The sequence below is a fragment of the Acidovorax sp. 56 genome (assembly GCF_002749705.1).
In the GTDB taxonomy this organism is placed as follows: Bacteria; Pseudomonadota; Gammaproteobacteria; order Burkholderiales; family Burkholderiaceae_C; genus Acidovorax.
In genome coordinates, this window is record NZ_PEEV01000001.1 from 561,206 (window position 1) to 585,745 (window position 24,540).

Here is a 24,540-nt window from a genome sequence, read left to right on the forward strand (position 1 = left end):
AAAGGGCACGTTGATGCAGCCCTTTTGAACCGATGAGGAATGCACATGCCTAACAAAGAAGACACCCGATTCCGTCCACCTCCGCGGCAAGCATCGCCCGTGGTGCTGGCTGTGGGGGCTGGCGCCTTGGTATTGGCTGCGCTTGCGGGCGCCTGGGTGTGGTTCAAACCCGCACCGGCAGATGCCGTGCAGGCCGCAGCCCCTGCGCAAAGCTCTGCGCCTGCGGCGCCTAGTACAGCGCCGATCCCCGCAGGGGTGCAAAACCCCGTGGGCGTGCTGGGCCCGCCCGACACGGCCTTGCCCCCGCTGGCCGAATCGGACGTGATGGTGACGGAGTTACTGTCTGAGGTGCTGGGTGCAGGCCAGGTGTCGTCGCTCTTGCAAACAGAATCGTTTGCGCGCCGCGTGGTGGCCACGGTAGACAGCCTTACCCAGGCCCACGCCCCCGTGCGTGTGTGGCCGGTGCACCCCACGCCCCAGCGCTTTTTGGTGGATGGCGAAGGGGCCGAGCTGGTCGCCGCCAAGGCCAATGCCGCACGCTATGCGGCCATGCTGGTGTTTGCCGAGTCGGTGCCCATGGACAACGCGGTGGCACTGTACGCGCGGCTGTACCCGTTGTTTCAGCAGGCGTATGAGGAGCTGGGCTACCCTAATCGCTACTTCAACGACCGGCTGGTGGCCGTGCTGGACCACCTGATCAAAGCTCCCGAGCCGCAGGGCCCGTTGCAGCTCAAGCTGACCAAGGTGCAAACCGAGCTGCCTGACCCCCGGCCCTGGCTGCGCTATGAGTTTGCCGACCCGGCGCTGGAGGCGCTGTCGAGCGGCCAGAAAATCATGGTGCGCATGGGCCCCGCCAACGAGGCCCGTGCCAAGGCCGTGCTGCGCGAGCTGCGCCGCCGCGTGGCGACGAGTGAGGTGGCACGCAAGCCGGCCAATTCGGCCCCCTGACTGCGGGGTGATGGGGCAGGGCGTGCCCCGCCCCTGGCTTGGATCATTGGATCAGGCCTGTTTCAAGCGGCCACGGCGCGCGGCCCGCGCTGCCAGGTCAGCACCGTACCCAGCACCATGGCCCCCAGGGCAAATGCAGGACCACCCAAGGCGCCCAGGTGGTCCACCATCAGGCCACCAAAGATGGCGCCGCTGGCAATCGCAATCTGAAACGCCGCCACCAGCAGCCCGCCCGCGCCCTCAGCCTGGTCTGGGGCGGCGCGCACCATCCAGGTCTGAAACCCCACCGGAAACGCGCCAAACGCAAAGCCCCACAGCGTGATGGCCACCGCCGTGATGGCCGCTGAATGGCCCGCAATGAGCAAGGTGGCCGCCAGCACGGCAATCACGGCGCCACCGGCCACGATGGCTTGGCGCTCGCTGCGCCCGGCAATCCAGCCGCCCACAAAGTTGCCGAAGAACCCGCCTACGCCATAGCCCAACAGCACGGCCGTGATGCTGGTCACCGACAGGTGCGTGACTTGCTCCATCAGCGGGCGGATGTAGGTAAAGCCCGCGAAGTGACCGGAGATGACCAGCAGCACCGCCAGCAGGGCCATGCGCACGGGGGGGCGGCGCAGCAGCTCGCCCAGCACCCGCAGGTTGGGGTTGTCACGCGGCGGCAAGGCGGGCAGGGCCAGCAACTGCACGGCCAGGGTGATCAGGCTGATGCCCCCGGCTGCAATGAAGGCGCTGCGCCAGCCCCACAGGTCGCCCATCCAGGCACCAATGGGTGCCGCACACACGGTGGCAACCGACACCCCGGTCAGGATGAAGGACATGGCCCGCGCAAACAGCGATGCAGGCACCAGCCGCATCGCCAGCGCTGCCGACATGGACCAAAAGCCGCCCAGTGCCACCCCCAGCAGCACGCGCGCCACCAGCAGCATGGGCAGGCTGCTGGCCAGGGCAGACAGCGCGTTGGACAGCACCAGCAGCAGCGTGAAGGCGATCATCACGGCGCGCCGGTCCAGCCGGCGGGTGAGCAGCGGCAGCGAGGGCGCCGCCACGGCCGCCACCAGGGCCGTGACGGTGACGGCCTGGCCTGCCGCGCCGTCGCTCACCCCCAGGTCGGCGGCCATGGCCGTGAGCAGGCTGGCGGGCAGAAACTCTGCCGTCACGAGGCCAAACACCCCCAGCGCCATGGAGGCAACAGCCGCCCAGCGTGCCTGGATGGGCTCGTGGCTGGCGGGTTGCAGTGTGGTGTTTTCAGGGGCCGGGTGGGCGTCTGCCGCTGGGGCGCCTGCGGTGGCATCCAGGCAAACGGAGCAAGAAGATGGGGAAGACACAGGTAAAGGCCTTGGGATGAACGGACAGGCATCGTAGGGATAAGATGCAGGCGTTTCCATGCCATAAAAGCCTGAATGCTTGACTTTTTATCCAGCCCTGCCGAGGGGGCAACCCTGCCTCCTGTGGCCGTGGGCCCAGAGCCACCAGACTTGCTGACCCAGATCCTGCTGGGCCTGCGCCTGGACGGCGTGGAGTATGGCCGCTGTGTGATGCATGCGCCCTGGGCGGTGGCGTTCCCGGCGTTGCCGTCAGCGCGGTTCCACTTTGTGGGCAGCGGTGGCGCGTGGCTGCGCACCCGCAGCGCCGACTGGCAGCGGCTGCACCCTGGCGATGCGGTGCTGCTGCCCCATGGCAGCTTTCATGTGCTGGCCAGCGCACCCGATGTGACGCCGGTGGACATTGACTTGCTGGCACGCAGGCCGGTGTCTGAAAACATCTACCTGCTGGATGGGCGAGACCCTGTGCACAGCGGCCATTTCGCAGGACAGGCGGGGGTGCCGCAGACACCCGGCCAGAGCCCGGACGTGGTGTTTTGCGGGGCCTTGCGCTTTAACCTGGACCCTCTGCACCCGCTCAGGGCCATGATGCCCGAGGTGATGCTGGCCGGTGACCTGGCCCGCCGCGACACTACCGTGCCCGTGCTGCTGGACGCCATGGAGCGCGAGGTGGCCCAGGACCGCATGGGCGCTTGCGCCATCTTGGCGCGCTTGGCCGATGCCCTGGCCGCCAGCATCATCCGCGCGTGGGTGGAGTGCAGCTGCAATAACCCCACGGGCTGGATTGCCGCCGTGCGCTGCCCGCGCATCGGCAAGGTGATTGCTGCCATCCACGCAGACCCGGAGCGCGACTGGAATGTGCCGCTGCTGGCCGACCTGATGGGCGCCTCGCGTTCACGCTTTGCCGAATCGTTCACACGCACCATGGGCGAGAGCCCGGCGCGCTATGTGGCCAAGGTGAAGATGTCGCAGGCCCGCAGCTGGATTGCCCGCGATGGCATGCGCGTGGCTGTGGCGGCCCACAGGCTGGGGTATGAGTCTGAAGCGTCCTTCAGCCGCGCCTACAAGCGTGTGATTGGGCAACCGCCCAGCACGGCCAGGGCGCAGTGAGTTTGGAGCAGGTTCTTGCTGCGAACCTAGTTTGCTTTGGGCAGTGGCAGCGCCGTTTTGTAGCGCACCTGCTTGAGCGCAAAGCTGGAGCGGATCTTTTCCACCCCCGGAATGGGTGAGAGCTGCTCCAGGATAAAGCGCTCCAGCGCCGCCATGTCGGCCAGGGCGACGCGGATCAGGTAGTCGCTGTCGCCGGTCATCAGGTAGCACTCCATCACCTCATCGTGCTCGGCAATGCGGCGCTCAAAGTCGGCCAGAGCCTCCTTGCTTTGGGTTTTGAGGCTGATGCTGATGAACACATTGAGGCCCAGCCCCAGCGCGGCGCTGCTGGCCAGCGCCACATAGCGGCTGATGACGCCCGCAGCCTCCAGCGCCTTGACCCGCGCCAGGCATGGGGAGGGCGACAGGTGCACGCGCCGCGCCAGCTCCACGTTGGAGAGCGAGCCGTCGGCTTGCAGCTCGGCCAGAATGCGCAAATCGATGGCGTCCAGTTTCATGTGCTGCAGTTTATGGTTTTTGCGGCATGCTGTGCTGGCGCGTTCTGAATATAGAGCGATATCGGCAACTTATTTGGCGATGCCCTCACTACAGTGAACGGCATGAACGCCCCTACACCCCACACCCTGCTGCAAGCCGCTGATCCCGCCGCCTTCGATTGCACCCTGGGTGCGCCGGATGCAGACCCCCAAGAAACCGCCGAATGGCGCGATGCCTTTGTGGCCCTGGTCGCCACCGAGGGGCCAGAGCGTGCGCGCCACATCCTGGCCGAGTTGGTGCACTTGGCGCGCACCCAGCAGATTGGCTGGCAGCCCCAGCTCAACACGCCCTACGTGAACACTGTGTCGGCGCAGAACCAGCCTGCGTTTGCGGGGGATCTGGCGGTGGAAGAGCGGCTGGCATCCATCATGCGCTGGAACGCGCTGGCCATGGTGGTGCGGGCCAACCAGGCCTATGGTGAGCTGGGCGGGCACATTGCCAGCTATGCCAGCGCGGCCGATTTGTTTCAGAGCGGCTTCAACCACTTCTTCCGCGCCCGCGAGGGCCTGGGCGAAGGGCAGCACCGGGGCGACTTGGTGTTCTTTCAGCCGCACAGCGCGCCGGGCGTGTACGCGCGGGCGTTTCTGGAAGGGCGCTTGTCTGAACAAGACCTGATGCACTACCGCCAGGAAATCACGGCGCCCGCCGCTGGGGCGCAGGGCCTGTGCAGCTATCCGCACCCTTGGCTGATGCCGGACTTCTGGCAGTTCCCCACCGGCTCGATGGGCATCGGGCCCATCAGCAGCATCTACCACGCGCGCTTCATGCGCTACCTCACGCACCGCAATTTGCTCAACTGCGAGGGGCGCAAGGTGTGGGGCGTGTTTGGCGACGGCGAGATGGACGAGCCCGAGAGCATGAGCGCGCTGACCCTGGCCGCGCGCGAGGGGCTCGATAACCTGGTGTGGGTGGTCAACTGCAACCTGCAGCGGCTGGACGGCCCGGTGCGCGGCAATGGCCGCATCATCGACGAGCTCGAGCGCTTGTTTGCCGGTGCGGGCTGGAACGTGGTCAAACTGGTGTGGGGCAGCGACTGGGACGGCCTGTTTGCCCGCGACCTGACGGGCGCGCTGGTGCGCACGCTGCAAGGCACGGTGGACGGGCAAATGCAGACCTTTGCCGCCAAGGACGGGCGCTTCAACCGCGACAACTTCTTCGGCCAAAGCCCCGAGCTGGCCGCGCTGGCGCAGGGCATGACGGACGAGCAGATTGACCGCCTCAAGCGCGGCGGGCACGACCTGGTGAAGATCCACGCAGCCTATGCCGCAGCCAGCGCCCACAAGGGCCAGCCCACCGTCATCCTGGCCCACACCAAGAAGGGCTACGGCATGGGCACAGCTGGGCAGGGCAAGATGACCACGCACAGTCAGAAGAAGTTCGACGATACGGATCTCATCGAATTCCGCAACCGCTTCAACCTGCCGCTCACCGACGCGCAGGCCACGGGCCTGGCCTTCTACAAGCCCGCCGAAGACAGCCCCGAGATGCAGTACCTGCGCCGCCACCGCCAGCAACTGGGCGGCTACCTGCCCCGGCGCGAGACGGTGTGCGATGCGCTGCCCGTGCCGCCCCTGGCCAGCTACGCGCAGTTTGCGTTGCAGGCCGATGGCAAGGAGATGAGCACCACCATGGCCTTTGTGCGCATGCTGGGCACGCTGCTGAAGGACGCACAACTCGGCCCGCGCATCGTGCCCATCGTGGCCGACGAGGCGCGCACCTTTGGCATGGCCAACCTGTTCAAGCAGGTGGGCATCTACAGCAGCGTGGGCCAGCGCTATGCGCCCGAAGACATCGGCTCGGTGCTGAGCTACCGCGAGGCGCTGGATGGGCAGATTCTGGAAGAGGGCATCAGCGAGGCGGGTGCGATTGCGAGCTGGACAGCGGCCGCCACCAGCTACAGCGTGCACGGCCTGGCCATGCTGCCGTTCTACATCTACTACTCGATGTTCGGCTTCCAGCGCGTGGGCGACGCCATCTGGGCCGCTGCCGACCAGCGCGCGCGGGGCTTTTTGCTGGGCGCGACCTCGGGCCGCACCACGCTGGGCGGCGAGGGGCTGCAGCACCAGGACGGCACCAGCCACCTGGTGGCCGCCACCATCCCCAACTGCAAGGCCTACGACCCGGCCTATGCGGGCGAGATGGCCGTGATCATCGACGCTGGCATGCGCGAGATGGTGACCGAGCAGCGCGACGTTTTCTACTACGTCACGCTGATGAACGAGAACTACGCCCAGCCCGACCTGCCCGCCAATGCGGCCGAAGGTGTGCTGCGCGGTTGCTATGTTTTTAAGAGCTTCCCGCGCTTGCAGGACGGGCGTGAGAAGCCAATTTCGTCTAAATCAATCACCCTGATGGGCTCTGGCGCCATCCTGACCGAGGTGGTCAAGGCTGCAGAGCTGCTGGCCGCTGAAGGCGTGGAGGTGACGGTGCTGAGCGTGACCAGCTGGAGCGAGCTGGCCCGCGACGGCATTGCCTGCGAGCAGCGCGCCATGGGCGGCGGTGCGGCCCCCGAGACCCCGTGGCTGGCGCAGCAACTGGCCGGTACCCAGGGCCCGGTGATTGCCGCCACCGACTACGTGCGCGCCGTGCCTGAGACCGTGCGCGCCTTCGTGCCCGAAGGCCGCCGCTACATCACCCTGGGCACGGATGGCTTTGGCCGCAGCGACACGCGTGCGGCGCTGCGCCAGTTCTTTGGTGTGGATGCGCAGGCCGTGGCCAAGGCGGCGCACTTTGCGCTGGGTTTGTAGTCAAAATGGCTGCTGGCGCCTGAAATATAAGCGCTGGCAGCTATTGAAAATATAGCAATCGGAGCTTCGCAAGAAGGTGTGCTGGCCGCCGTGGGCCCGCAGTCTTGGGGCGGGTGGGCCTCAGCCCACCATCGCTTCGCGCCGGAAGAACGCATCCAGCACCGGCACCAGGCTCGCAAACTCTTGCGCAAACCGGGTGCGGTTCACAAAGTACGCCTCGCAGGCCACGGCAAAAAACTCGGACTGCGAGGTGGCGCCGTACGCATCCAGCCAGGGCCGTTCGGCGCCAAAGCGCTCGGCCAGGATGACGCGTTCGCGGAACTCCTGGTAGGCGGGCTCCCATGCATTCCACCAGGCTTCATACGCCCCACGGCCCGTGCGGGCGCCCATGAAGCCTGCAGGCAGGGGCGGGCAGCCGTTGGCGGTGCCCGTGCGCATGTCCAGCTTGTGCACAAACTCGTGCACCACCACGTTGTGCCCGCGCGCGGTGTTCTCGTGGGCGTTGGCAATGTGCTGCCAGCTCAGCATCACGGGGCCGCGCTCCATGGCCTCGCCCAGCAGCACCTGGGTGTGTTCGTGCACCACACCGGCCTCGTCCACCGTCTGGCGGCGCGCCACGGCCTCGCCGGGGTGCACCACGATGGTCACGAAATCGTCGTACCAGCCCAGCGCCTTGGCGGCATCGCCCAGGTGCAGCAGTGGCAGGCAGGCCTGTGCCGCAATGTCGATGGCCATCTCATCCGTCACCGCAAGGCCGTGTGCGCCGTGGAACTGCTTTTGGTCCAGAAACAGCGCGCTCAGTGCGCGCAGCTTGCTTTGCTCGTGCAGCGACAGCGCGGCCAAAAACGGGTAGCGCTGCAGCGTCTGTAGCCACAGGTCTGCCGAGATGTCGGGCACGGGCGCTACGGTGGCGCGCACATGGCGCCAAAGCCGGTTGAGGATGGGGGGCATGGCAGTGAACGGGCGGGGACGCGATCACGGCCCCTGAGTCAGGATGGCTGGTACATGGGGGCCAGGGCCACCCGTTCCAAGCCCGCAGCGGACAAACGCAGTGTTTCCAGCCGCGGGGGTAATGCGGCGGCGTCCCAGTCGCTCAGCACCACGCGCTGCAGGCCCGAGGCCAGGGTATGGTCGGCAGGCCGGTGGGTGTGGCCGTGGATGAGGGTGTGGGCGCCTGCGGCCTGCAGCCAGGCGATGGCGCTCGCGTGGTCCACATCGGCATAGATGGCGCCGGACTGCTTGCGCGCCTCGCTCTCTTGCCGAATGCCGCGTGCCTGCGCGCGCCGCACGGCCAGGGGCTGGGACAAAAACTGCTGCTGCCAGGCGCTGCTGCGCGCCTGTACGCGAAAGCGCTGGTAGTCCGTGTCGTCAATGCACAGCAGGTCGCCATGGCTGAGCAGGTAGCGCTGGCCTGCAAAGGTCAGCACGGTGGGGTCTGGCAGCCCGGTGATGCCGCAGTGCTGCAAAAAGGCATTGCCCGCCAGAAAGTCGCGGTTGCCGTGCATGAAGTACAGCGCGCTGTGTTGTGCCGCGGCTTGCAGTTGGGCGCAGACCTGGGCCTCGAAGCTGCCAGGGTCTTGGAGGGCATCGTCGCCCACCCAGACTTCAAAAATGTCGCCGAGCAGAAAGATGGCATCGGCGGGAGTGGCCTGCAGGTAGTGCAGGCATGCGGCCACGGTGGCGGGCTCGCTGGCCTGCAGGTGCAGGTCCGAAATGAAATCGACCGTGCGCCAGTGCGCAGGAGCAGCAAGCTCCGCGAACGGGGGCACGGTCGGGGTCACGTGGTGACAGCGTGGCCTGCTTACAGGGCCACAGCCTTTTCGATGATCACGTCTTCCTTTGGCACGTCGTCATGGAAGCCCTTGCGGCCGGTCTTCACGGCCTTGATCTTGTCCACCACATCGGTGCCCGAGACCACTTTGCCGAACACGGCGTAGCCCCAGCCTTGGGGGGTGGGGGAGGTGTGGTTCAGGAAGCCGTTGTCGGCCACGTTGATGAAGAACTGTGCGGTGGCCGAGTGGGGGTCGCTGGTGCGGGCCATGGCCACGGTGTAGTTGGCGTTCTTCAGGCCGTTCTTGGCTTCGTTCTCGATGGGGGCATCGGAGTTCTTCTGGTTCATTCCGGGCTCAAAGCCGCCGCCTTGCACCATGAAGCCGGGGATCACACGGTGAAAAATCGTGTTGTTGTAGTGGCCCTTGTTCACGTAGGCCAGGAAGTTCTCGGTGGACTTGGGCGCGTTGGCTGCGTCGAGTTCGAGGGTGATGACGCCGTAGCCAGCGATGTGCAGTTCGACTTGTGGGTTGCTCATGGCAATGCTTCTTTCAGAAAAAAAGTCTGGGGTAGGAATGCGAAATCACTTCACCACGGTGGCCGAAGTGATGGTGATGGGGGTGTTGGGCACGTTTTGGTGGCCGCCCTTGTTGCCGGTGGCCACGGCCTTGATCTTGTCGACCACGGCAGTGCCTTCCACCACCTTGCCGAACACGGCATAGCCGTGGCCGTCGGGGTTGGGGGCGTTGAGCATGGCGTTGTCCTTCACGTTGATGAAGAACTGCGAGGTGGCCGAGTTGGGGTTGCCCGTGCGCGCCATGGCGATGGTGTAGGTGTCGTTCTTGAGGCCGTTGCTGGCTTCCAGAGGGATCGGCGGCTTGGTGGGCTTTTGCACCATGTCGGCGGTGAAGCCGCCGCCCTGGATCATGAAGCCGTCGATCACGCGGTGGAACACCGTGCCGTCGTAGTGCTTGTCGTTCACGTAGGCGAGGAAGTTCTCAACCGACTTAGGGGCCTTGGCAGGGTCGAGCTGCACCACGATGTCGCCCATGGAGGTGGCGAGCTTGACCTTGGGGGCGGTCTGCGCGTGGGCGGGTGCTACTGAAACCATAGCTGCCAGCGCAATTCCTGCAAGCGTTAGCATCGATTTTCTTTTGGAAATCATCCAATCACTCCTTCAAAAAAGATTTGCCACTGCTGGCCGCGTCGCGTCCAGTACTGGCGTTTGATGGGGCCGGTGCGTGCGCCCTCGGCCACTTCGCCGAACGTTACCACCATGGTGTCGGCCGAGTCGGTCCAGCGCAGGTAGGCCTTGTCCTTGAGGTGGACGGTGCGGCCCTTGAGCGCCTGGGCCTCGGCTTGCAGCACGGCGGCCCATTCGCCCAGGGGCTTTTTCTTGTAGCTCTGAAAGTCGGGGGCGTAAAAACCCAGCAGGCGGTTCATATCGCCATTGGACTTGGCGGTGCGCCAGGCGTTGAGCACCGTCTCAAACGACTGGCGCTCGGCCTGCATGCTCTGGGCCTGCACCCACTGCAGCTTCTGCGCGATGACCACGGGGGTGGAGCGTGGCTCCACCGTGCGCAGGATGCGTTCCAGATCGGGGTTGGCCAGGGCCACGCAACCATCGGTGGCCAGGGGCGCGCGCGAGAACTGGTCGGGCGGCGTGCCGTGCAGCCAGATGCCGCTGCCGGTCTTGCCCCGGCTCTGGTCCAGCGGGTTGGGGTAGTTGATGGGCAGGGCGCCCGCGCCGTAAAAGTCCTTGAGCGTGGCGGGGTCCAGGCGGCTGGTGATGAAGTACACGCCCAGGGGGGTGCGTTGGTCGCCTTCGGTGGCTTTTTCAATGCCCGACTTGCCCACCGAGGCGTAGTAGTCGGCCACCAGTTTCAGGCCCTTGTCCGTGTTCTCAAACAGGTACAGCCGCGAGCGCGAGGCGTCGATGGCAATGGCGTGCTTGTAGCGCGGGGCCAGCTCAACAAACTGCGCCGGGATGTGGGTGGAGGCCGGACGGGCGCGCTGGGCCTGCACGCGCTGGCGCGATTCGGTGCGCAGCTCATCGAGCGTGGCTGTCACTTCGGGCGGGTAGGGCAGGGCTGGTTCTGGCACATCGCCCAGCTGCTTGATGGGGCGCACGCGCGCGGCCAGCAAGTCGCCCACGGCCAGTTGTGCGAGTTGGAAGTTGGGGTATTCGCGTGCCAGGCTTTCGGCCTGGGCCAGTGCCTCGCGGCCGCGCCCCTCGCTTGCCAGTTGGTACACCTTGAGCAGGCGCGTTTCGGCCTGACCGTCTTGCAGCACCTTGGGGGCCACAGGGGTTGGGGCGGCGCGCTGCGCAGCGGCGGCGGGGCGCTTGCTTTTTGCAGCTGGCTGCGATGCTTGCGCATGCACCGGGGGGGCCGCTGCAGACTGCGCCGCCAAGGCGAACAGGGTCACGGCCGTGGCCGCGTGGCGAATCCAGAAGGGGGCTTGCACGCTGCAGTAAGGGGCTGGCACGCTGTGGCGCTGTATCAAGGGGCTGTCAGAAAAAACCGAAGAGCCAACGGCTTGCGCTGTCGGCCCTGTCAAAGGTGAGAGGTCTGGGCTGGAGTCAGGCGGCCGGTGGCATCAACCGCCTGTGGCTTCGCGAACGATGAGCCAGCGGCCGTTGGTCTCCACCAGGTCCAGCGTCTTGCGGCTGGTCACGTTGAGCGAGTCGGCACTGTAGGCCTGGCGAAAGCGGGCCGTGGCTTTGCTGCCGTTCATCGACACGTTCAGGTCAGACACCTGCACGGTGATCTTGGATTTGCCCACGATGCGGGCTTCGCGTTCTTTTTCCCAGGCGGCGCGGGTTTGCTTGCCGGGTGGGTTGAATTCCTTGCCGTAGGCCGACAGATAGCCCTTCATGTCCTTGGCAGCCCAGGCGGCGGCCCAGGCTTGCACGGCGGCAGAGACTTCCTTGGTGTCTTTGGCGGCCTCTTTCTTGGCCGTGTCGGCGGCGGGCGCTGCCGCAGGGGCCGCTGCAGGTGCGGGGCTGGCGGCAGGGGCAGCCGCTGCGGGCGCAGGGGCCGCCGTGGGGGCTGCTGCTGGAGCCGGCGCCGGTGTTGCCGCCGGTGCGGGGGCGGGGCGCTGCGTGGCAATCACGGCAGGGACTGGTGCGGCTGCGGCGGGCTTGGCGCCCTTGGCCGCGTCGGCGGAGAACAGTTCACGGATCAGCGCCAGCTTGGGCTTGAGCGATGTGGCGTTGGCCGCGTCCAGCTGCAGCGCCTTGTTGTAGGCCTGGCTGGCCAGCTTGGCATAGATGTCGCCCAGGTTTTCGTGCGCCGTGGCGTAGCTGGGGTTGGTGCGGATGGCCATTTCCAGCGCGGTGCGGGCCTTGTCCAACTGGTTCTGGTTGGCGTACAGCACGGCCAGGTTGTTGTAGGGCTCGGGCAGCTCTGGGTATTCCTCGGTGAGCTTGGTGAACGTGGCCACTGCGTCAGCGGGCTTGCCGGAGTCGGCTTGCGCCACGCCTTTGAGGAAGCGCAATTGCGGGTCGCGGGGGGTGGCGGACAATCGCTGGTCTGCCTTGGCAAGTGCTTCTGCGGCCTTGCCCGCCTTGAGCAACTGGGTGATGTCGGCGTAGTCGTTGGCCTGGGCTGCGCCGGTGCCGACAAGCGCCGTCAGTGCCAACAGGCGCAGGAGTCGGGGAAGGGTGCGGCGGACTTGCTTCATGGGGGTTCTGGAGGGGTTGAACGGCGTGAAACCCGGGCCGGGCTTATACTTCGGCGGATTGTAGCTGAGGGGGGTTGTCATGACGGTGCGCTGTTGCCGCTGGTGATTTCATAGGGTGTCCGGTGCCGGGCACCATCCCCCGCGTGGGGCTGTGCCTCCGCGCTGCAGGGCGATCCGCATCGCCCATCCTCCCCATTCCCGACACTGATACCCCATGAGTTTGCGCATCTACAACACGCTTTCGCGTGCATTGGAAGACTTTTCCCCGCTCGAACCTGGCCACGTCCGCATGTATGTGTGCGGCATGACCATTTACGACCTGTGCCACATCGGCCACGCCCGCATGATGATGGCCTTTGATGTGGTGCAGCGCTGGCTCAAAGCCAGTGGCTTGCGCGTGACCTACGTGCGCAACATCACCGACATTGACGACAAGATCATCAAGCGTGCGCTGGAGCGTGGCATCACCATCCGCCAGCTCACCGACGAGATGATTGCGGCCATGCACCAGGACATTGGCCTTTTGGGCATCGAGCCGCCATCGGTCGAGCCTCGGGCCACTGAATATGTGCCGCAGATGCTCTCGCTCATCAGCCAGCTGGAAGGCAAGGGCTTGGCTTACCGCGCTGGCAATGGCGACGTGAACTATTCCGTGCGCAAGTTCGACGGCTACGGCAAGCTGTCGGGCAAGTCGCTCGATGAGCTGCGTGCGGGTGAGCGCGTGGCCGTGCAAGACGGCAAGGAAGACCCGCTCGACTTTGTGTTGTGGAAGTCTGCCAAGGCCGATGAACCGGCCGATGCCAAGTGGGCGAGCGAGTTTGGCGCGGGCCGCCCTGGCTGGCACATTGAGTGCTCGGCCATGAGCTGCGCCACGCTGGGCGAAACCTTCGACATCCACGGTGGCGGGGCCGACCTGCAGTTCCCCCACCACGAAAACGAAATCGCCCAGAGCGAAGGCGCCACGGGCAAGCCGCTGGCCCACTTCTGGGTGCACAACGGCTTTGTGCGCGTGGACAACGAGAAGATGTCCAAGAGCCTGGGCAACTTCTTCACCATCCGTGATGTGCTCAAGCAGTACGACGCCGAGACGGTGCGCTTCTTCATTGTGCGTGCCCATTACCGCAGCGCCCTCAACTACAGCGACGCCCACCTGGACGATGCACGCCAGGCGCTCAAGCGCCTGTACACCGCGCTGAGCCTGGTGGAGCCCGCTGCCGTAGCGGTGGACTGGAGCAATTCCTACGCTGCACGCTTCAAGGCCGCCATGGACGAAGACTTTGGCACACCCGAAGCGGTGGCCGTGCTGTTTGACTTGGCTGGCGAGGTCAACAAGACCCGCTCTGCCGAACTGGCGGGCCTGCTCAAGGGCTTGGGCCAATGCCTGGGCCTGCTGCAAGGCGACCCCAAGGCCTTCTTGCAGGCCGGTGCCGGGCTGGACGAGTCCGCCATCCAGGCCCAAATTGCCGCCCGCGCTGCGGCGAAGGCCGCCAAGAACTTTGCCGAGGCAGACCGCATCCGCCAGGCGCTTCTGGCGCAAGGCATCGTGCTCAAGGATTCAGCCGCTGGGACGACCTGGGAAGCTGCGCAGTGAACGTTTGTGTGAATAAAACCGCCATCAAGGCAGACTGGATGAGCGGTGGCAGCTACTAAAAAAATAGCATCAATCGATGCTCCTGAGGCTTCGCCCGTGCTGACGACACCAGCTTACTGGGCCGAGGCGTGCAAGCACTTGGTCAAAAAAGACCGGGTGATGAAGCGCCTGATCCCCCAATTTGGCGATGCAGCGCTGCAAACCCGCCGCGATGCCTTCACCACGCTGGCGCGCAGCATCGTGGGGCAGCAGGCTTCGGTCAAGGCCGCACAGGCCGTGTGGGAACGGTTTGCCGCACTGTCGCGCCAACTGAGCCCGGCCAATGTGCTCAAGCTCAAGGTGGACGACATGCGTGCGGCGGGCCTGTCGGCTCGCAAGATCGACTACCTCGTGGATTTGGCGCTGCACTTTGACAATGGCAAGCTGCACGTCAAGGACTGGGAGTCCATGGACGACGAGGCGATCATTGCCGAGCTGGTGGACATCCGTGGCATTGGCCGCTGGACGGCCGAGATGTTTCTGATCTTCTATCTGCAGCGCCCCAATGTGCTGCCGCTGGACGACCCAGGCTTGATCACGGGCATCAGCCAGAATTACTTTTCTGGCGAGTTGGTCAGCCGCAGTGACGCCCGTGAAGTGGCCGAGGCCTGGAAGCCTTGGTGCAGTGTGGCAACTTGGTATATTTGGCGGTCGCTGGACCCCGCACCCGTCGCCGATTGATGGTGGACAACTGACCGTTGCCCGGCATCGGTTACATTGCGTGCCATTTGTGGCCGCCCCGCAGTGCGCGACCTAAGGAGAAAAACGTTGGCGAAAAAAACCTTTCTGGATTTCGAGCAGCCGATTGCCGAACTCGAGTCCAAAATCGAAGAACTGCGCTACGTGCAGACCGAAAGCGCTGTCGATATTTCTGAAGAAATCGACCAGCTGAGCAAGAAGAGCCAGCAGCTCACCAAGGACATCTACAGTGAGCTGAGTCCCTGGCAAATCACCAAGATTGCGCGCCACCCCGAGCGTCCCTACACGCTGGACTATGTGCGCGATATCTTCACGGACTTTGTCGAGCTGCATGGCGATCGCCATTACTCGGACGACCTGTCCATCGTGGGCGGCCTGGCCCGTTTCAACGGCCACGCCTGCATGGTGATGGGCCACCAAAAAGGTCGCGACACCAAAGAGCGCGCCATGCGCAACTTTGGCATGAGCAAGCCCGAGGGCTACCGCAAGGCGCTGCGCCTGATGAAGACGGCCGAGAAATTCAAGCTGCCCGTGTTCACCTTTGTGGACACGCCCGGCGCCTACCCGGGCATTGATGCCGAAGAGCGCGGCCAGTCCGAGGCCATTGGCCGCAACATCTTCGAGATGGCGCAGCTGGAAGTGCCCATCATCACCACCATCATTGGCGAAGGTGGCTCGGGCGGCGCGCTGGCCATCAGCGTGGCCGATCAGGTCGTCATGCTGCAGTACGCCATCTACTCCGTCATCAGCCCCGAAGGCTGCGCGTCCATCCTCTGGAAGACCAGCGACAAGGCGCAGGAGGCGGCTGACGCCCTGGGCATTACCGCCCACCGCCTCAAGGCCTTGGGTTTGGTGGACAAAATCGTGAGCGAGCCCGTGGGCGGCGCGCACCGTGACCACAAGCAAATGGCGGCCTTCCTGAAGCGCGCGCTGGGCGATGCCTTCCGCCAAGTGGCAGACCTCAAGACCAAGGACTTGCTCGACCGCCGCTACGAGCGCCTGCAAAGCTACGGCCGCTTCAGCGATACCAAGGCCGACAGCCGCTGAGCGCACGCACATGACTGCGATGGGCTGTTTTCATCGCCCCCATGCTAAGGCCCCGCAAGGGGCCTTTGTCTTTGTGCTGGCCTTTGTTGCAGGGTGGGTCAGTCCCTTGCTGGGCATGTCGGGAAGGGCGGGTTTGGCATGACGCTGTCTGTCGATGCGGCAATGGCCGCCTTCAACCCGGAGTTGCCCTTGGCCGTGGGACTGAGTGGCGGTGCGGACTCAACAGCGCTGCTGGTGGCGGCGGCCCAGAAGTGGCCGGGCCAAGTGCGTGCGATCCACGTCAACCACGGCTTGCAGGCTGCGGCTGCGGTGTTTGAAGCGCATTGCGTGCAGTTGTGCCGCGCACTGCAGGTGCCCCTGGTGGTGCAGCGGGTGGATGCCCGCCACGCCAGCGGGCAGAGCCCTGAAGACGCTGCGCGCCAGGCGCGTTACCAGGCCTTTGATGCCGCATTGGCCGAAAATTCAGCGCTGGGCGATGTTAAATCGATAGCACTTGCGCAGCATGCCGATGACCAGGTGGAGACGATGCTGCTGGCGCTCTCTCGAGGCGCAGGCGTCGCGGGCCTGGCCGCCATGCCCGCCCAGTGGCAGCGCGCAGGTCGGCCGTGGTACCGACCCTGGCTGCAAGTGCCAGGCAGCGCAGTGCGCGACTGGCTGCGCCAGAGTGGGCAGACCTGGGTGGAAGACCCCAGCAACAGCGACGAACGCTTTACCCGCAATCGAATCCGCGCACGCCTTTTGCCTGCTCTGGAGGCTGCCTTCCCCGCATTCCGCGACACCTTTGGCCGCGCCGCATCCCACGCCGCTCAGGCTGATGCATTGCTACAAGAAGTCGCCCAGCAAGACTTGCTACTGATTGGCGCACCGCCACAGATCAAGGCCTTACAAGCGCTGAGCCGGGCTCGGCAAGCCAATGTGCTTCGCCACTGGCTGCGTGTGCACCACCACACCACACCCTCAGCCGCCCAACTGGCCGAGCTGCTGGACCAAGTGGCCGCCTGCACCACCCGAGGGCATCGATTGCGGCTCAGGGTAGGGCGGGGCTTTGTTGTTCGTCAGGGGCCGATTCTGGATTGGTGTTGCACCTAGGCTTTGTACAAGCGCCCGCAGGGGAATGTGCTCATGGCCTGTGAGCTCGGGGGTCAAGGGCTGCAGAGGCTCTCGCTTTGGAAACTGCATCGCCAAAAACGATCAATGAAACACAGTCCGAGCAGATTGGATAGGTGCTGCGCAACGCATTCGATCCAGCTCCCGTCCGTTTACCTGACGTTCGAGTTTCGCTGAAAGGCGCTAAAAATGAGGCATAATAGCTGGATTGGAAACGTGACCGAGTGGCCGAAGGTGCTCCCCTGCTAAGGGAGTATGGGGTGTAGAGCCTCATCGAGGGTTCGAATCCCTCCGTTTCCGCCAAGATAAAGCCCAAGTGATTCGTTACTTGGGCTTTTTTCTTTGCGTCTCCATTTTCTAGCATGGCCGCTCGTTGCTGTATCCGGGTTTGCGCTGGTTGGGGCAAACCGTTGTTGCGCGGCAAGGTGTGTGATTGATTTGCGCGGCTTGGCTGATGCAATTGCGGTGCTCGGGCAGATAATCAGCGCACCAAGCTTTGGGGAGACTCTCCATGACGTCATCGACGACTGCAAGCCGTAGCGCATTTGGCACCGCCAACCCGCATGCGCTGGCCACGATTTTGGAAGCTGGCGAAACCCGCCGCATCATCTCGGCCACCGACATCTACGACATTTCCGGCGTGAAGCTGTGGGCGGGCAACCAGCCGGTGTCTGCTTCTTTGCAGCGCAGGTTGTTGGACCGCGAATTGCGCCAGCCGCTGGAGACCAGCCTGATTGCCGAGGACGGCGTATCGGTCGCGGGCTTGGTGAAGGCGGTGCAGGATGTGCTGCAGAGTGCGTCGCCGCTGGTGCCTGTGTTGCAGCCCCACGCCCCGCGTTTGCTGGCCTTGGTAGGGGGGCTCACGCTGCACCCTGTGGTCCAGTTGCTGCTGACGGCGGCCCAAACGGCACGGCCTGCGCACTACGCGCATGCCGTGGCGGCCATGGCCCTCAATGGGGCGTTGATGGCCGCGGATGGCGGAGACGACGCGGCCGTGCGCTTGGCCTTGCTCAGTGGCTTGTTGCACGATGTGGGCGAGATGTACATCGATCCGCTCCATGGCGAGGCCGAAGCGGACCGCGACCTGGACTTTGCCAGCTACCAGCAATTGGTCGTGCACCCCCATGTGGGCTATTTGTTGGTGGCGCAACTTACCAATTACCCGGCAGAGGTGGCGCGGGCGATTGCCGAACACCATGAGCGCCTGGACCAGTCCGGCTATCCCAACGCCCTGGGGGGTGGGAAGATGTCTCCGCAAGGGCGTTTGCTGGCGGTGACTGAGGCCACGCTCAATGCGCTGCGCAGTCCGTACAGCCACTTGCTGCATGCCAGTGTGGCGCTGCGTGCGGTGCCTGGCGAGTTTGATTTGCATTGGGTGGGCAAGATCACCCAAGCGGCGGGCGCTCAGCCGCCGCAGTCTGCCGTGCTGCAGGCCAGCGAGATTGAACAACGGCTGGCGGCGTTGGGTGATGTGCTGGCAGGCGCAGAGCAGCGGGTGCTGGCACTGGCCCAAGTGGCCCAGTTGCCTGCCATGCAGACCGCGCTGGCCTTGGCGCAGTTCTTGTTGGGCCGCTTGCGCACGGGCTGGAACGAGAGTGGTTTGTGGAACCCGGCAGCCCTGCTCAGCGCGGACGCTGCCGAGGTGGAGGCGCTGGAGGACGAGTTGTACTTCCGTCTGCGTGGCGTGCAGCGTGCGACCTTGCTGCGCGCAGGCCAGTTGCCTGAGCCTGAGGCTGGGCAGTTGCTGGCGCTGTGTGACTCCTTGGCGATGGGGGCGTGACTCGGACCCGGGTGTGAGTGGCTAACAAGCCTTGAGGCAACGCTCGTACGCCGCCAGGGCAACCGGGCGCTGAAACAAAACGCAATAAACCGAAACTGCCCAGAGACGACGGTTGCCAGCGCGGGCGGCACCATGGCGTTCATGTTCAACGCTGTGTTGTGAGGAGTCCTGTCATGAAGTCCTGGATCAAGAAATCCCTGTTCACTGTGTTTGGCGCCAGCATTGCCCTGGGTGGGCTCACGGCCTGCTCTAGCGCAAGGCCTTGGCACCACGATGCCAGCCCCGAGCAGATGGCCCAGATGCAGGGCAAGATGGTCGAGCGCATCGGCAGCAAGCTGGATTTGAATGCCGAGCAAAAGCAAAAGCTGCAGACACTGACCGATGTGCTGCTGGCCCAGCGCAAGGCCATGGCCGGTGCATCCGGTGACCCCCGTGCGCAGGTGCAGGCCCTGGTAGCGGGCGAGCGGTTTGACCGATTGGCTGCGCAGTCCTTGCTCGACGAAAAGACCCGTGCCGTGCAGGCCGGTGGCCCCGCCGTGATTGCCGCGCTGGGCGATTTTTATGACAGCTTGCAACCCGCCCAGCAGCAGAAAGTACGCGACATGATGCAGCGCCGCCGTGGCTGGATGGCATCGCACGGCTGACAGTTTGAACAGCTTCTCAGGAGCGCACCATGCACCTTGCAATGCAACCGGTTCACCAATTGGCCATAGGCCTGCGCGCCCATGGCCCGCAGCTGCTGGCGGGGCTGGAGGAGCCACACGATGAGTTGATGTCCCTGGTGTGGGGGCCCCGGTTTGATCGGGGCCATGCCATGGGCCTGGTGGCCCGCAGGCCCGATGTGGCGGCCAGCCTGCTGCCCGCTTTGCTGGACGCGGCCGACCACTTTGATCAACTCCATGGCCCTGCGCAAGCCCGGCTGCGCCGGATGATTTTGCGGCACCGTGCGCTGGCAGGCGTTGCGGACATTGCCGCAGTGTGAAAATTCGGTATGTACCGCATTTTGCTCATTGACGATGATGAACAGCTGGGCCCCCCGCTGACCACTTACTTCCAGCGGTTTGAGATGGCGCTGACCCATGCCCTGCGCCCCAGTGACGGGCTGGCCCGGTTGGGGCAAGGCGGCTTTGATGCGGCCATCCTGGACGTCATGCTGCCGGAGATGGATGGCTTTGAGCTGTGCCGCACCATCCGCAAGCAAAGCGATTTGCCCATCGTCATGCTCACGGCGCGGGGCGATGTGATGGACCGTGTGGTGGGCCTGGAACTGGGCGCGGACGACTACCTGCCCAAGCCCTTTGAGCCGCGCGAGCTGGTGGCACGCATGCAAACCGTGCTGCGCAGGCGGCGTGGCAACGGTGTGAGCGAGGCGGGGGACGTGATCCGGTTTGACGGCTTGAGCATCGATGCGGCCCGGCGCAGCGTGGTGCGCCAAGGCCAGGCCTTGGAGTTGACGGGCACCGAGTTTGATTTGCTGCACCTGCTGGCGCGCGAGCCAGGCCGCGTCTTCAGCCGCGACGACATTCTGAACCAGCTGCGCGGGCACGACGCCGAGCTGTACACCCGCGCCGTGGACATCGTGGTGAGCCGTTTGCGCAAAAAGCTGGAGCCGCTGGACTGCATCAAAACCCTGCGCAATGCGGGCTACTCGCTGGCCCTGCGCAGGGTGGCTGCATGAGCGACCAGCGAACTGCGCGGACCAGGCCCCCCCGTTGGCGCAGAGGACGGCACGCGGCGGACCACCCCGGCGGTGAAGAAAATGCCTGCGGCCCCGCACCCTTTTGCCCCTGGCACCGCCGCGCACGCGATGCCGTAGGGTATTCGCTGCGATTGCGGCTGGTGCTGGTGTTTTTGCTGCTGGCCTTGGCCATGGCCGTCACCTTCATGGGAGGCGTTCAAAAAGCCATTGCCATCGGCTGGCGCGAGGCCGCTCGCCCGTTGCTCATGGACTATGTGGACCGGCTGGTAGAAGAGGTGGGCACCCCGCCCAGCATTGAGCGCGCCCAAGCCATCGTGGGGCGCTTGCCCATCCACATGCACATCGAGGGGCCGGTGGTGAAATGGGACTCGCACCCCGACCAGCCCCGGCCCGAATGGATGCGCAGGCAAAGCGCGTCCGACAAGCGCTGGCTGTCCGAGGCCGATGGACACAAGCTGCTGCAACGCGTGACGGCCGACGGCCACACCATTGTGTTCGGCCTGAACGCCATGACCTGGGACCAAAAGCCCCGCATCGCCTGGCTGACACTGACGGTGCTGCTGCTGCTGACGGCGCTGGCCTATGCCTACGTGCGCTACCTGCTGCGCCCGCTGGACGACATTCGCCGGGGCGCACAGCGCTTTGGTGCGGGTGATTTTGCGCAGCCGATTCCACTGCGCAGCACCCGCCGCCCCGATGAGCTGGGGCAACTGGCAGCCACCATCAACACCATGGGAGAAGACATCCACCAGATGCTGGAGGCCAAGCGCGCACTGCTGCTGGCCATGAGCCATGAGCTGCGCAGCCCCCTGACCCGGGCGCGCCTGAACACCGAACTGCTGCCTGAAGGCGCAGACACCCAGGCGCAGCGCGACGCCTTGCTGCGCGACCTGGGCGAAATGGCCCGATTGATCTCTGACCTGCTGGAAAGCGAACGCCTGGCCGGCCGCCACGCGGCGCTGCACCGCGAGCCTACTGACCTGGCTGCACTGGCCCGTGAGGTGGTGGAGGAGCTGAGCGTGCGCCACGCCGCTGCCGCCCACATCCGGGTGGTGATGGACTGCGGTGGTCTGGCTGGCAAGCCCACCGAGGGGCGCGCGCCCCAGCACCCGGCCCCGCTGATGGCGCTGGACCGCTCGCGCGTGCGTCTGCTGCTGCGCAATCTGCTGGACAACAGCTTGCGCCACAGCGACCCTGCCGCGCCGCCGCCCGAGTTGCATTGCACCTTGGATACGATGGGCGGCGTGGTGCTGCGGGTGCGCGATTTTGGCCCCGGCGTGGCAGACGAGCACCTGGGCCGCCTAGCCGAGCCGTTCTTTCGGCCCGACACAGCGCGCCAGCGCGCCACGGGGGGCGTGGGCTTGGGTTTGTACCTGTGCCGCTTGGTGGCCCAGGCCCACGGCGGTTGGCTGCACATTGCCAATGCCAAGCCGGGCCTGGAGGTGCAGGTGGCGCTGCCACGGGTGGGGTAGGGCACTTACTTGTATGTGCCTCCTGGCCAGGGATGCAGCGTGGTGCGCCCTGGGCATGCACCTGCACGGTGCGCCATGTCTGGGCTGGGTGGCGGTGCCGTGCCCTCAGTTTTGCAATCAAAATGCCATGTAGCGCAATCAGAATAAGCGCTGGCAGCTATTAAAAACGTAGCGTTTTTTCGTTGGTGATCCCATGGCCGCTTGCGCGCGTTGGGCTGGCCCTGTTCTTGCTGAATGTGTTCACCCTTGATGGCAGGGCATTGTCGGTACTTACCCTGTATAGACAGGTATGGCTGCAATGCCATCATGGCACCCTGGTGCTGCGGCAATGCCGGGCGGGGTAGGCGATGGACTTTTATTCAGACAGGAGCAGATGATGACTCGATTGGTTGTGAAGATGGCAACGCTGGCTGCGGCCGCTGCTTGTGTCCTGACTGCGGCCGTGCCCGCACAGGCGCAAGACACCAAAATCGTGCTGGGCATGTCCGGTTGGACGGGCTTTGCACCGCTCACCCTGGCCGACAAGGCCGGCATCTTCAAGAAGAACGGCCTCGATGTGGAGATCAAGATGATCCCGCAGAAGGACCGCCACCTGGCCCTTGCGTCCAAGTCCATCCAGTGCGCGGCCACCACCGTGGAGACGCATGTGGCCTGGAACGCCAACGGCGTGCCCATCGTGCAGATCTTCCAGATGGACAAGTCCTACGGCGCCGACGGCATTGCGGTGCGCGGCGACATCAAGGGCTTTGCAGACCTGAAGGGCAAGACCATCGGCGTGGACGCACCCGGCACCGCACCGTACTTTGGCCTGGCCTGGATGCTCAGCAAGAACGGCATGAGCCTTAAGGACGTGAAGACCACCACGCTGTCGCCCCAGGCTGCGGCGCAGGCGTTCGTGGCGGGGCAGAACGACGCTGCCATGACGTACGAGCCTTACCTCTCCACCGTGCGTGACAACCCTGCTGCTGGCAAGATTTTGGCCACCACGCTCGACTATCCGATGGTGATGGACACCGTGGGCTGCGACCCCACCTGGCTCAAGGCCAACGGCAAGGCCGCGCAGGCACTGGCCAACTCGTACTTCCAGGCGCTCGACATGATCAAGGCCGACCCGACCAAGTCCAACGAGATCATGGGCGCTGCCGTCAAGCAGACGGGCGAGCAGTTCGCCAAGTCGTCGTCGTTCCTGCGCTGGCAGGACAAGGCCGCCAACCAGAAGTTCTTTGCGGGCGAGCTGACCGCCTTCATGAAGGACGCCACGGCGATCCTGCTGGAGGCGGGCATCATCCGCAAGGCGCCTGAGGATCTGGCCGTCACTTTCGACGCGAGCTTCATCAAATAAGAGCAGGAAGAAGAACGCGCCATGTCTGCTGTGCAACCCCTGTCTGTGACCACGCCAAAGGCCCCCACGCGCCGACGCTCACTGGCCCCTCTGGAGCCCGTGAGCGCCCGTGCCCGCTGGCTGCTGGGCTTCGGTTTTTTTGTGTTGTTCGTGTTGGTATGGGCGTTCTTCACGCTGGGCGGCTTCGTGTCGCCCACCTTCCTGGCCAGCCCCGTCACCATGGCCAAGGAAGGCTGGCTGCTGTTCAGCGAATACGGCTTTCACAAGGACATCGGTATGACGGTGTGGCGCGTGTTCGGCGGCTTCATCCTGGCCGCCGTCATCGCCGTGCCGCTGGGCATTGCGATGGGCGCGTACAAGGGCATTGAAGCCTTCTTCGAGCCCTTCGTCTCGTTCTGCCGCTACCTGCCCGCGTCGGCCTTCATTCCGCTGCTCATTCTGTGGGCGGGCATTGGCGAGGCACAGAAGATCCTCGTCATCTTCATCGGCTCGGTCTTCCAGATCACGCTCATGGTCGCCGTCACCGTGGGTGGCGCGCGGCGCGACCTGGTGGAGGCTGCGTACACGCTGGGCGCGGGCCACAAGGGCATCGTCACCCGCGTGCTCATCCCCGGCGCCGCGCCCGAGATCGCCGAGACCCTGCGCCTGGTGCTAGGCTGGGCCTGGACCTATGTGATCGTGGCCGAGCTGATCGGGTCGTCGAGCGGCATCGGCCACATGATCACCGACAGCCAGTCGCTGCTCAACACCGGCCAGATCATCTTCGGCATCATCATCATCGGCCTCATCGGGCTGGTGTCCGACTTCGCCTTCAAGGCGCTCAACCACCGTCTGTTTGCCTGGAGTTTTGTGCGATGAACCGCGTATCCATTCAAGCCGTTTCGCGTGTCTTCGAAACCGCCAAGGGCCAGCGCACACAGGCGCTGCAGCCGGTCGATTTTGAAGTGCAGGACAACGACTTCGTCACCATCCTCGGCCCGTCGGGCTGCGGCAAGTCCACGCTGCTGCGCATCGTGGCAGGGCTGGACCACGCCACCAGCGGCCGCGTGCTGCTCGACGGCATGCCGGTCGAAGGCCCCGGGCCCGAGCGCGGCATGGTGTTCCAGAGTTACACGCTGTTCCCCTGGCTCACCATCGAGCAGAACATCCGCTTTGGCCTGCGCGAACGCGGCATGCCCGAGGCGCAGCAGAAAGAGCGCGCCGCGTACTTCATCGCCAAGGTGGGGCTGCGCGGCTTCGAGCAGCACTTTCCCAAGCAGCTGTCGGGCGGCATGCAGCAGCGCACCGCCATTGCACGCGCGCTGGCCAACGACCCCAAGATTTTGCTGATGGATGAGCCCTTTGGCGCGCTCGACAACCAGACCCGCGTGCTCATGCAAGAGCTGCTCCTGGGCATCTGGGAGGCCGAGCGCAAGACCGTGCTCTTCGTCACCCACGACATCGACGAGGCCATCTTCATGGCCAACCGCGTGGCCGTGTTCAGCGCCCGGCCCGGTCGCATCAAGACCGAGCTGGCGGTGGACTTGCCGCACCCGCGCCATTACACGATCAAGACCAGCCCCGAGTTCATGGACCTCAAGGCCCGGTTGACCGAGGAGATTCGCGCAGAATCCATGGCTGCCGATTTGCACTGACCCCTGACC

At 65.0% G+C, this 24,540-nt stretch carries 23 protein-coding genes and 1 tRNA gene; 16 read left to right on the plus strand and 8 right to left on the minus strand.

The genetic code is table 11. From position 1 onward, the window contains the following. The first annotated feature begins 45 nt into the window (after nt 1-45). Nucleotides 46-948 carry a DUF3014 domain-containing protein gene (locus tag CLU88_RS02370; protein WP_099658584.1) on the plus strand — a complete coding sequence of 301 codons (903 nt, stop codon included), beginning with the start codon at nt 46-48 and terminating at the stop codon, nt 946-948. A 62-nt stretch (nt 949-1,010) separates the two neighbouring features. Here CLU88_RS02370 and CLU88_RS02375 read toward each other — a convergent pair whose 3' ends face one another. Next, nucleotides 1,011-2,276, minus strand: coding sequence for an MFS transporter (locus tag CLU88_RS02375; protein WP_369827580.1), 1,266 nt, complete (start codon nt 2,274-2,276; stop codon nt 1,011-1,013). Nucleotides 2,277-2,351: 75 nt separating this feature from the next. Here CLU88_RS02375 and CLU88_RS02380 point away from each other — a divergent pair, with 75 nt between their 5' ends. Beyond that, nucleotides 2,352-3,383 carry an AraC family transcriptional regulator gene (locus CLU88_RS02380; protein ID WP_099655227.1) on the plus strand — a complete coding sequence of 344 codons (1,032 nt, stop codon included), beginning with the start codon at nt 2,352-2,354 and terminating at the stop codon, nt 3,381-3,383. A 26-nt stretch (nt 3,384-3,409) separates the two neighbouring features. Here the strand turns inward: CLU88_RS02380 and CLU88_RS02385 are convergent, their stop codons facing one another. Further along, nucleotides 3,410-3,880, minus strand: a complete 471-nt coding sequence (locus CLU88_RS02385; RefSeq protein WP_099655228.1) for an Lrp/AsnC family transcriptional regulator — start codon at nt 3,878-3,880, stop codon at nt 3,410-3,412. 102 nt (nt 3,881-3,982) lie between these two features. Here CLU88_RS02385 and mdeB point away from each other — a divergent pair, with 102 nt between their 5' ends. Next, the gene (gene mdeB / locus CLU88_RS02390; protein ID WP_199173403.1) at nt 3,983-6,667 is read left to right on the plus strand and encodes an alpha-ketoglutarate dehydrogenase; all 2,685 of its coding nucleotides are present in this window, start codon (nt 3,983-3,985) and stop codon (nt 6,665-6,667) included. Between the two features lie 120 nt (nt 6,668-6,787). Here mdeB and CLU88_RS02395 read toward each other — a convergent pair whose 3' ends face one another. The 6 genes from CLU88_RS02395 to CLU88_RS02420 form a co-directional block, all read right to left on the minus strand. After that, nucleotides 6,788-7,618, minus strand: a complete 831-nt coding sequence (locus CLU88_RS02395; RefSeq protein ID WP_099655229.1) for a zinc-dependent peptidase — start codon at nt 7,616-7,618, stop codon at nt 6,788-6,790. A 38-nt stretch (nt 7,619-7,656) separates the two neighbouring features. After that, on the minus strand, nt 7,657-8,448 hold the full coding sequence (locus CLU88_RS02400) for a UDP-2,3-diacylglucosamine diphosphatase (protein WP_099655230.1): 792 nt from the start codon (nt 8,446-8,448) through the stop codon (nt 7,657-7,659). A 20-nt stretch (nt 8,449-8,468) separates the two neighbouring features. Then, nucleotides 8,469-8,975 (minus strand): peptidylprolyl isomerase, encoded by a 507-nt coding sequence (locus tag CLU88_RS02405; protein ID WP_099655231.1) that lies wholly within the window; start codon nt 8,973-8,975, stop codon nt 8,469-8,471. A 45-nt stretch (nt 8,976-9,020) separates the two neighbouring features. Then, nucleotides 9,021-9,602, minus strand: coding sequence for a peptidylprolyl isomerase (locus CLU88_RS02410; RefSeq protein ID WP_099655232.1), 582 nt, complete (start codon nt 9,600-9,602; stop codon nt 9,021-9,023). Beyond that, nucleotides 9,599-10,924 (minus strand): L,D-transpeptidase family protein, encoded by a 1,326-nt coding sequence (locus CLU88_RS02415; protein WP_369827582.1) that lies wholly within the window; start codon nt 10,922-10,924, stop codon nt 9,599-9,601. Before CLU88_RS02415 ends, CLU88_RS02410 begins: the two co-directional genes overlap by 4 nt. 111 nt (nt 10,925-11,035) lie before the next feature. Further along, complete coding sequence (locus CLU88_RS02420) at nt 11,036-12,121, minus strand: tetratricopeptide repeat protein (RefSeq protein ID WP_099655233.1); 1,086 nt, start codon at nt 12,119-12,121, stop codon at nt 11,036-11,038. Between the two features lie 214 nt (nt 12,122-12,335). Here CLU88_RS02420 and cysS point away from each other — a divergent pair, with 214 nt between their 5' ends. The 13 genes from cysS to CLU88_RS02485 all read left to right on the plus strand — a co-directional run bounded on the left by cysS (nt 12,336) and on the right by CLU88_RS02485 (nt 24,531). Next, nucleotides 12,336-13,712, plus strand: a complete 1,377-nt coding sequence (gene cysS / locus CLU88_RS02425) for a cysteine--tRNA ligase (protein ID WP_099655234.1) — start codon at nt 12,336-12,338, stop codon at nt 13,710-13,712. Nucleotides 13,713-13,757: 45 nt separating this feature from the next. Further along, nucleotides 13,758-14,432: a DNA-3-methyladenine glycosylase gene (locus tag CLU88_RS02430; RefSeq protein ID WP_369803809.1), complete on the plus strand. Its 675-nt coding sequence runs from the start codon at nt 13,758-13,760 to the stop codon at nt 14,430-14,432. Nucleotides 14,433-14,519: 87 nt separating this feature from the next. Then, nucleotides 14,520-15,497 (plus strand): acetyl-CoA carboxylase carboxyltransferase subunit alpha, encoded by a 978-nt coding sequence (locus CLU88_RS02435; protein WP_099655235.1) that lies wholly within the window; start codon nt 14,520-14,522, stop codon nt 15,495-15,497. A gap of 138 nt (nt 15,498-15,635) precedes the next feature. After that, a complete protein-coding gene (gene tilS / locus CLU88_RS02440; protein ID WP_099655236.1) occupies nt 15,636-16,586 on the plus strand; it encodes a tRNA lysidine(34) synthetase TilS in 951 nt (316 codons plus the stop codon). Between the two features lie 228 nt (nt 16,587-16,814). After that, nucleotides 16,815-16,907: transfer RNA gene (locus CLU88_RS02445), tRNA-Ser, on the plus strand. A gap of 208 nt (nt 16,908-17,115) precedes the next feature. Further along, nucleotides 17,116-18,384, plus strand: a complete 1,269-nt coding sequence (locus CLU88_RS02450) for an HD-GYP domain-containing protein (protein ID WP_099655237.1) — start codon at nt 17,116-17,118, stop codon at nt 18,382-18,384. A gap of 173 nt (nt 18,385-18,557) precedes the next feature. Continuing rightward, nucleotides 18,558-19,028, plus strand: coding sequence for a Spy/CpxP family protein refolding chaperone (locus CLU88_RS02455; protein WP_099655238.1), 471 nt, complete (start codon nt 18,558-18,560; stop codon nt 19,026-19,028). A gap of 29 nt (nt 19,029-19,057) precedes the next feature. Then, nucleotides 19,058-19,366 carry a hypothetical protein gene (locus CLU88_RS02460; protein WP_099655239.1) on the plus strand — a complete coding sequence of 103 codons (309 nt, stop codon included), beginning with the start codon at nt 19,058-19,060 and terminating at the stop codon, nt 19,364-19,366. 9 nt (nt 19,367-19,375) lie between these two features. Further along, on the plus strand, nt 19,376-20,062 hold the full coding sequence (locus CLU88_RS02465; RefSeq protein WP_099655240.1) for a response regulator transcription factor: 687 nt from the start codon (nt 19,376-19,378) through the stop codon (nt 20,060-20,062). Continuing rightward, entirely contained in the window at nt 20,059-21,555 is a 1,497-nt protein-coding gene (locus CLU88_RS02470; RefSeq protein ID WP_099655241.1) for a cell wall metabolism sensor histidine kinase WalK, read from the plus strand. The genes CLU88_RS02465 and CLU88_RS02470 overlap by 4 nt, the downstream gene beginning before the upstream one ends. 376 nt (nt 21,556-21,931) lie before the next feature. Further along, nucleotides 21,932-22,897 carry an ABC transporter substrate-binding protein gene (locus CLU88_RS02475; RefSeq protein WP_099658589.1) on the plus strand — a complete coding sequence of 322 codons (966 nt, stop codon included), beginning with the start codon at nt 21,932-21,934 and terminating at the stop codon, nt 22,895-22,897. Between the two features lie 21 nt (nt 22,898-22,918). Further along, entirely contained in the window at nt 22,919-23,755 is an 837-nt protein-coding gene (locus tag CLU88_RS02480; protein ID WP_099655242.1) for an ABC transporter permease, read from the plus strand. After that, nucleotides 23,752-24,531, plus strand: coding sequence for an ABC transporter ATP-binding protein (locus CLU88_RS02485; RefSeq protein WP_099655243.1), 780 nt, complete (start codon nt 23,752-23,754; stop codon nt 24,529-24,531). The genes CLU88_RS02480 and CLU88_RS02485 overlap by 4 nt, the downstream gene beginning before the upstream one ends. Nucleotides 24,532-24,540: the final 9 nt, after the last annotated feature.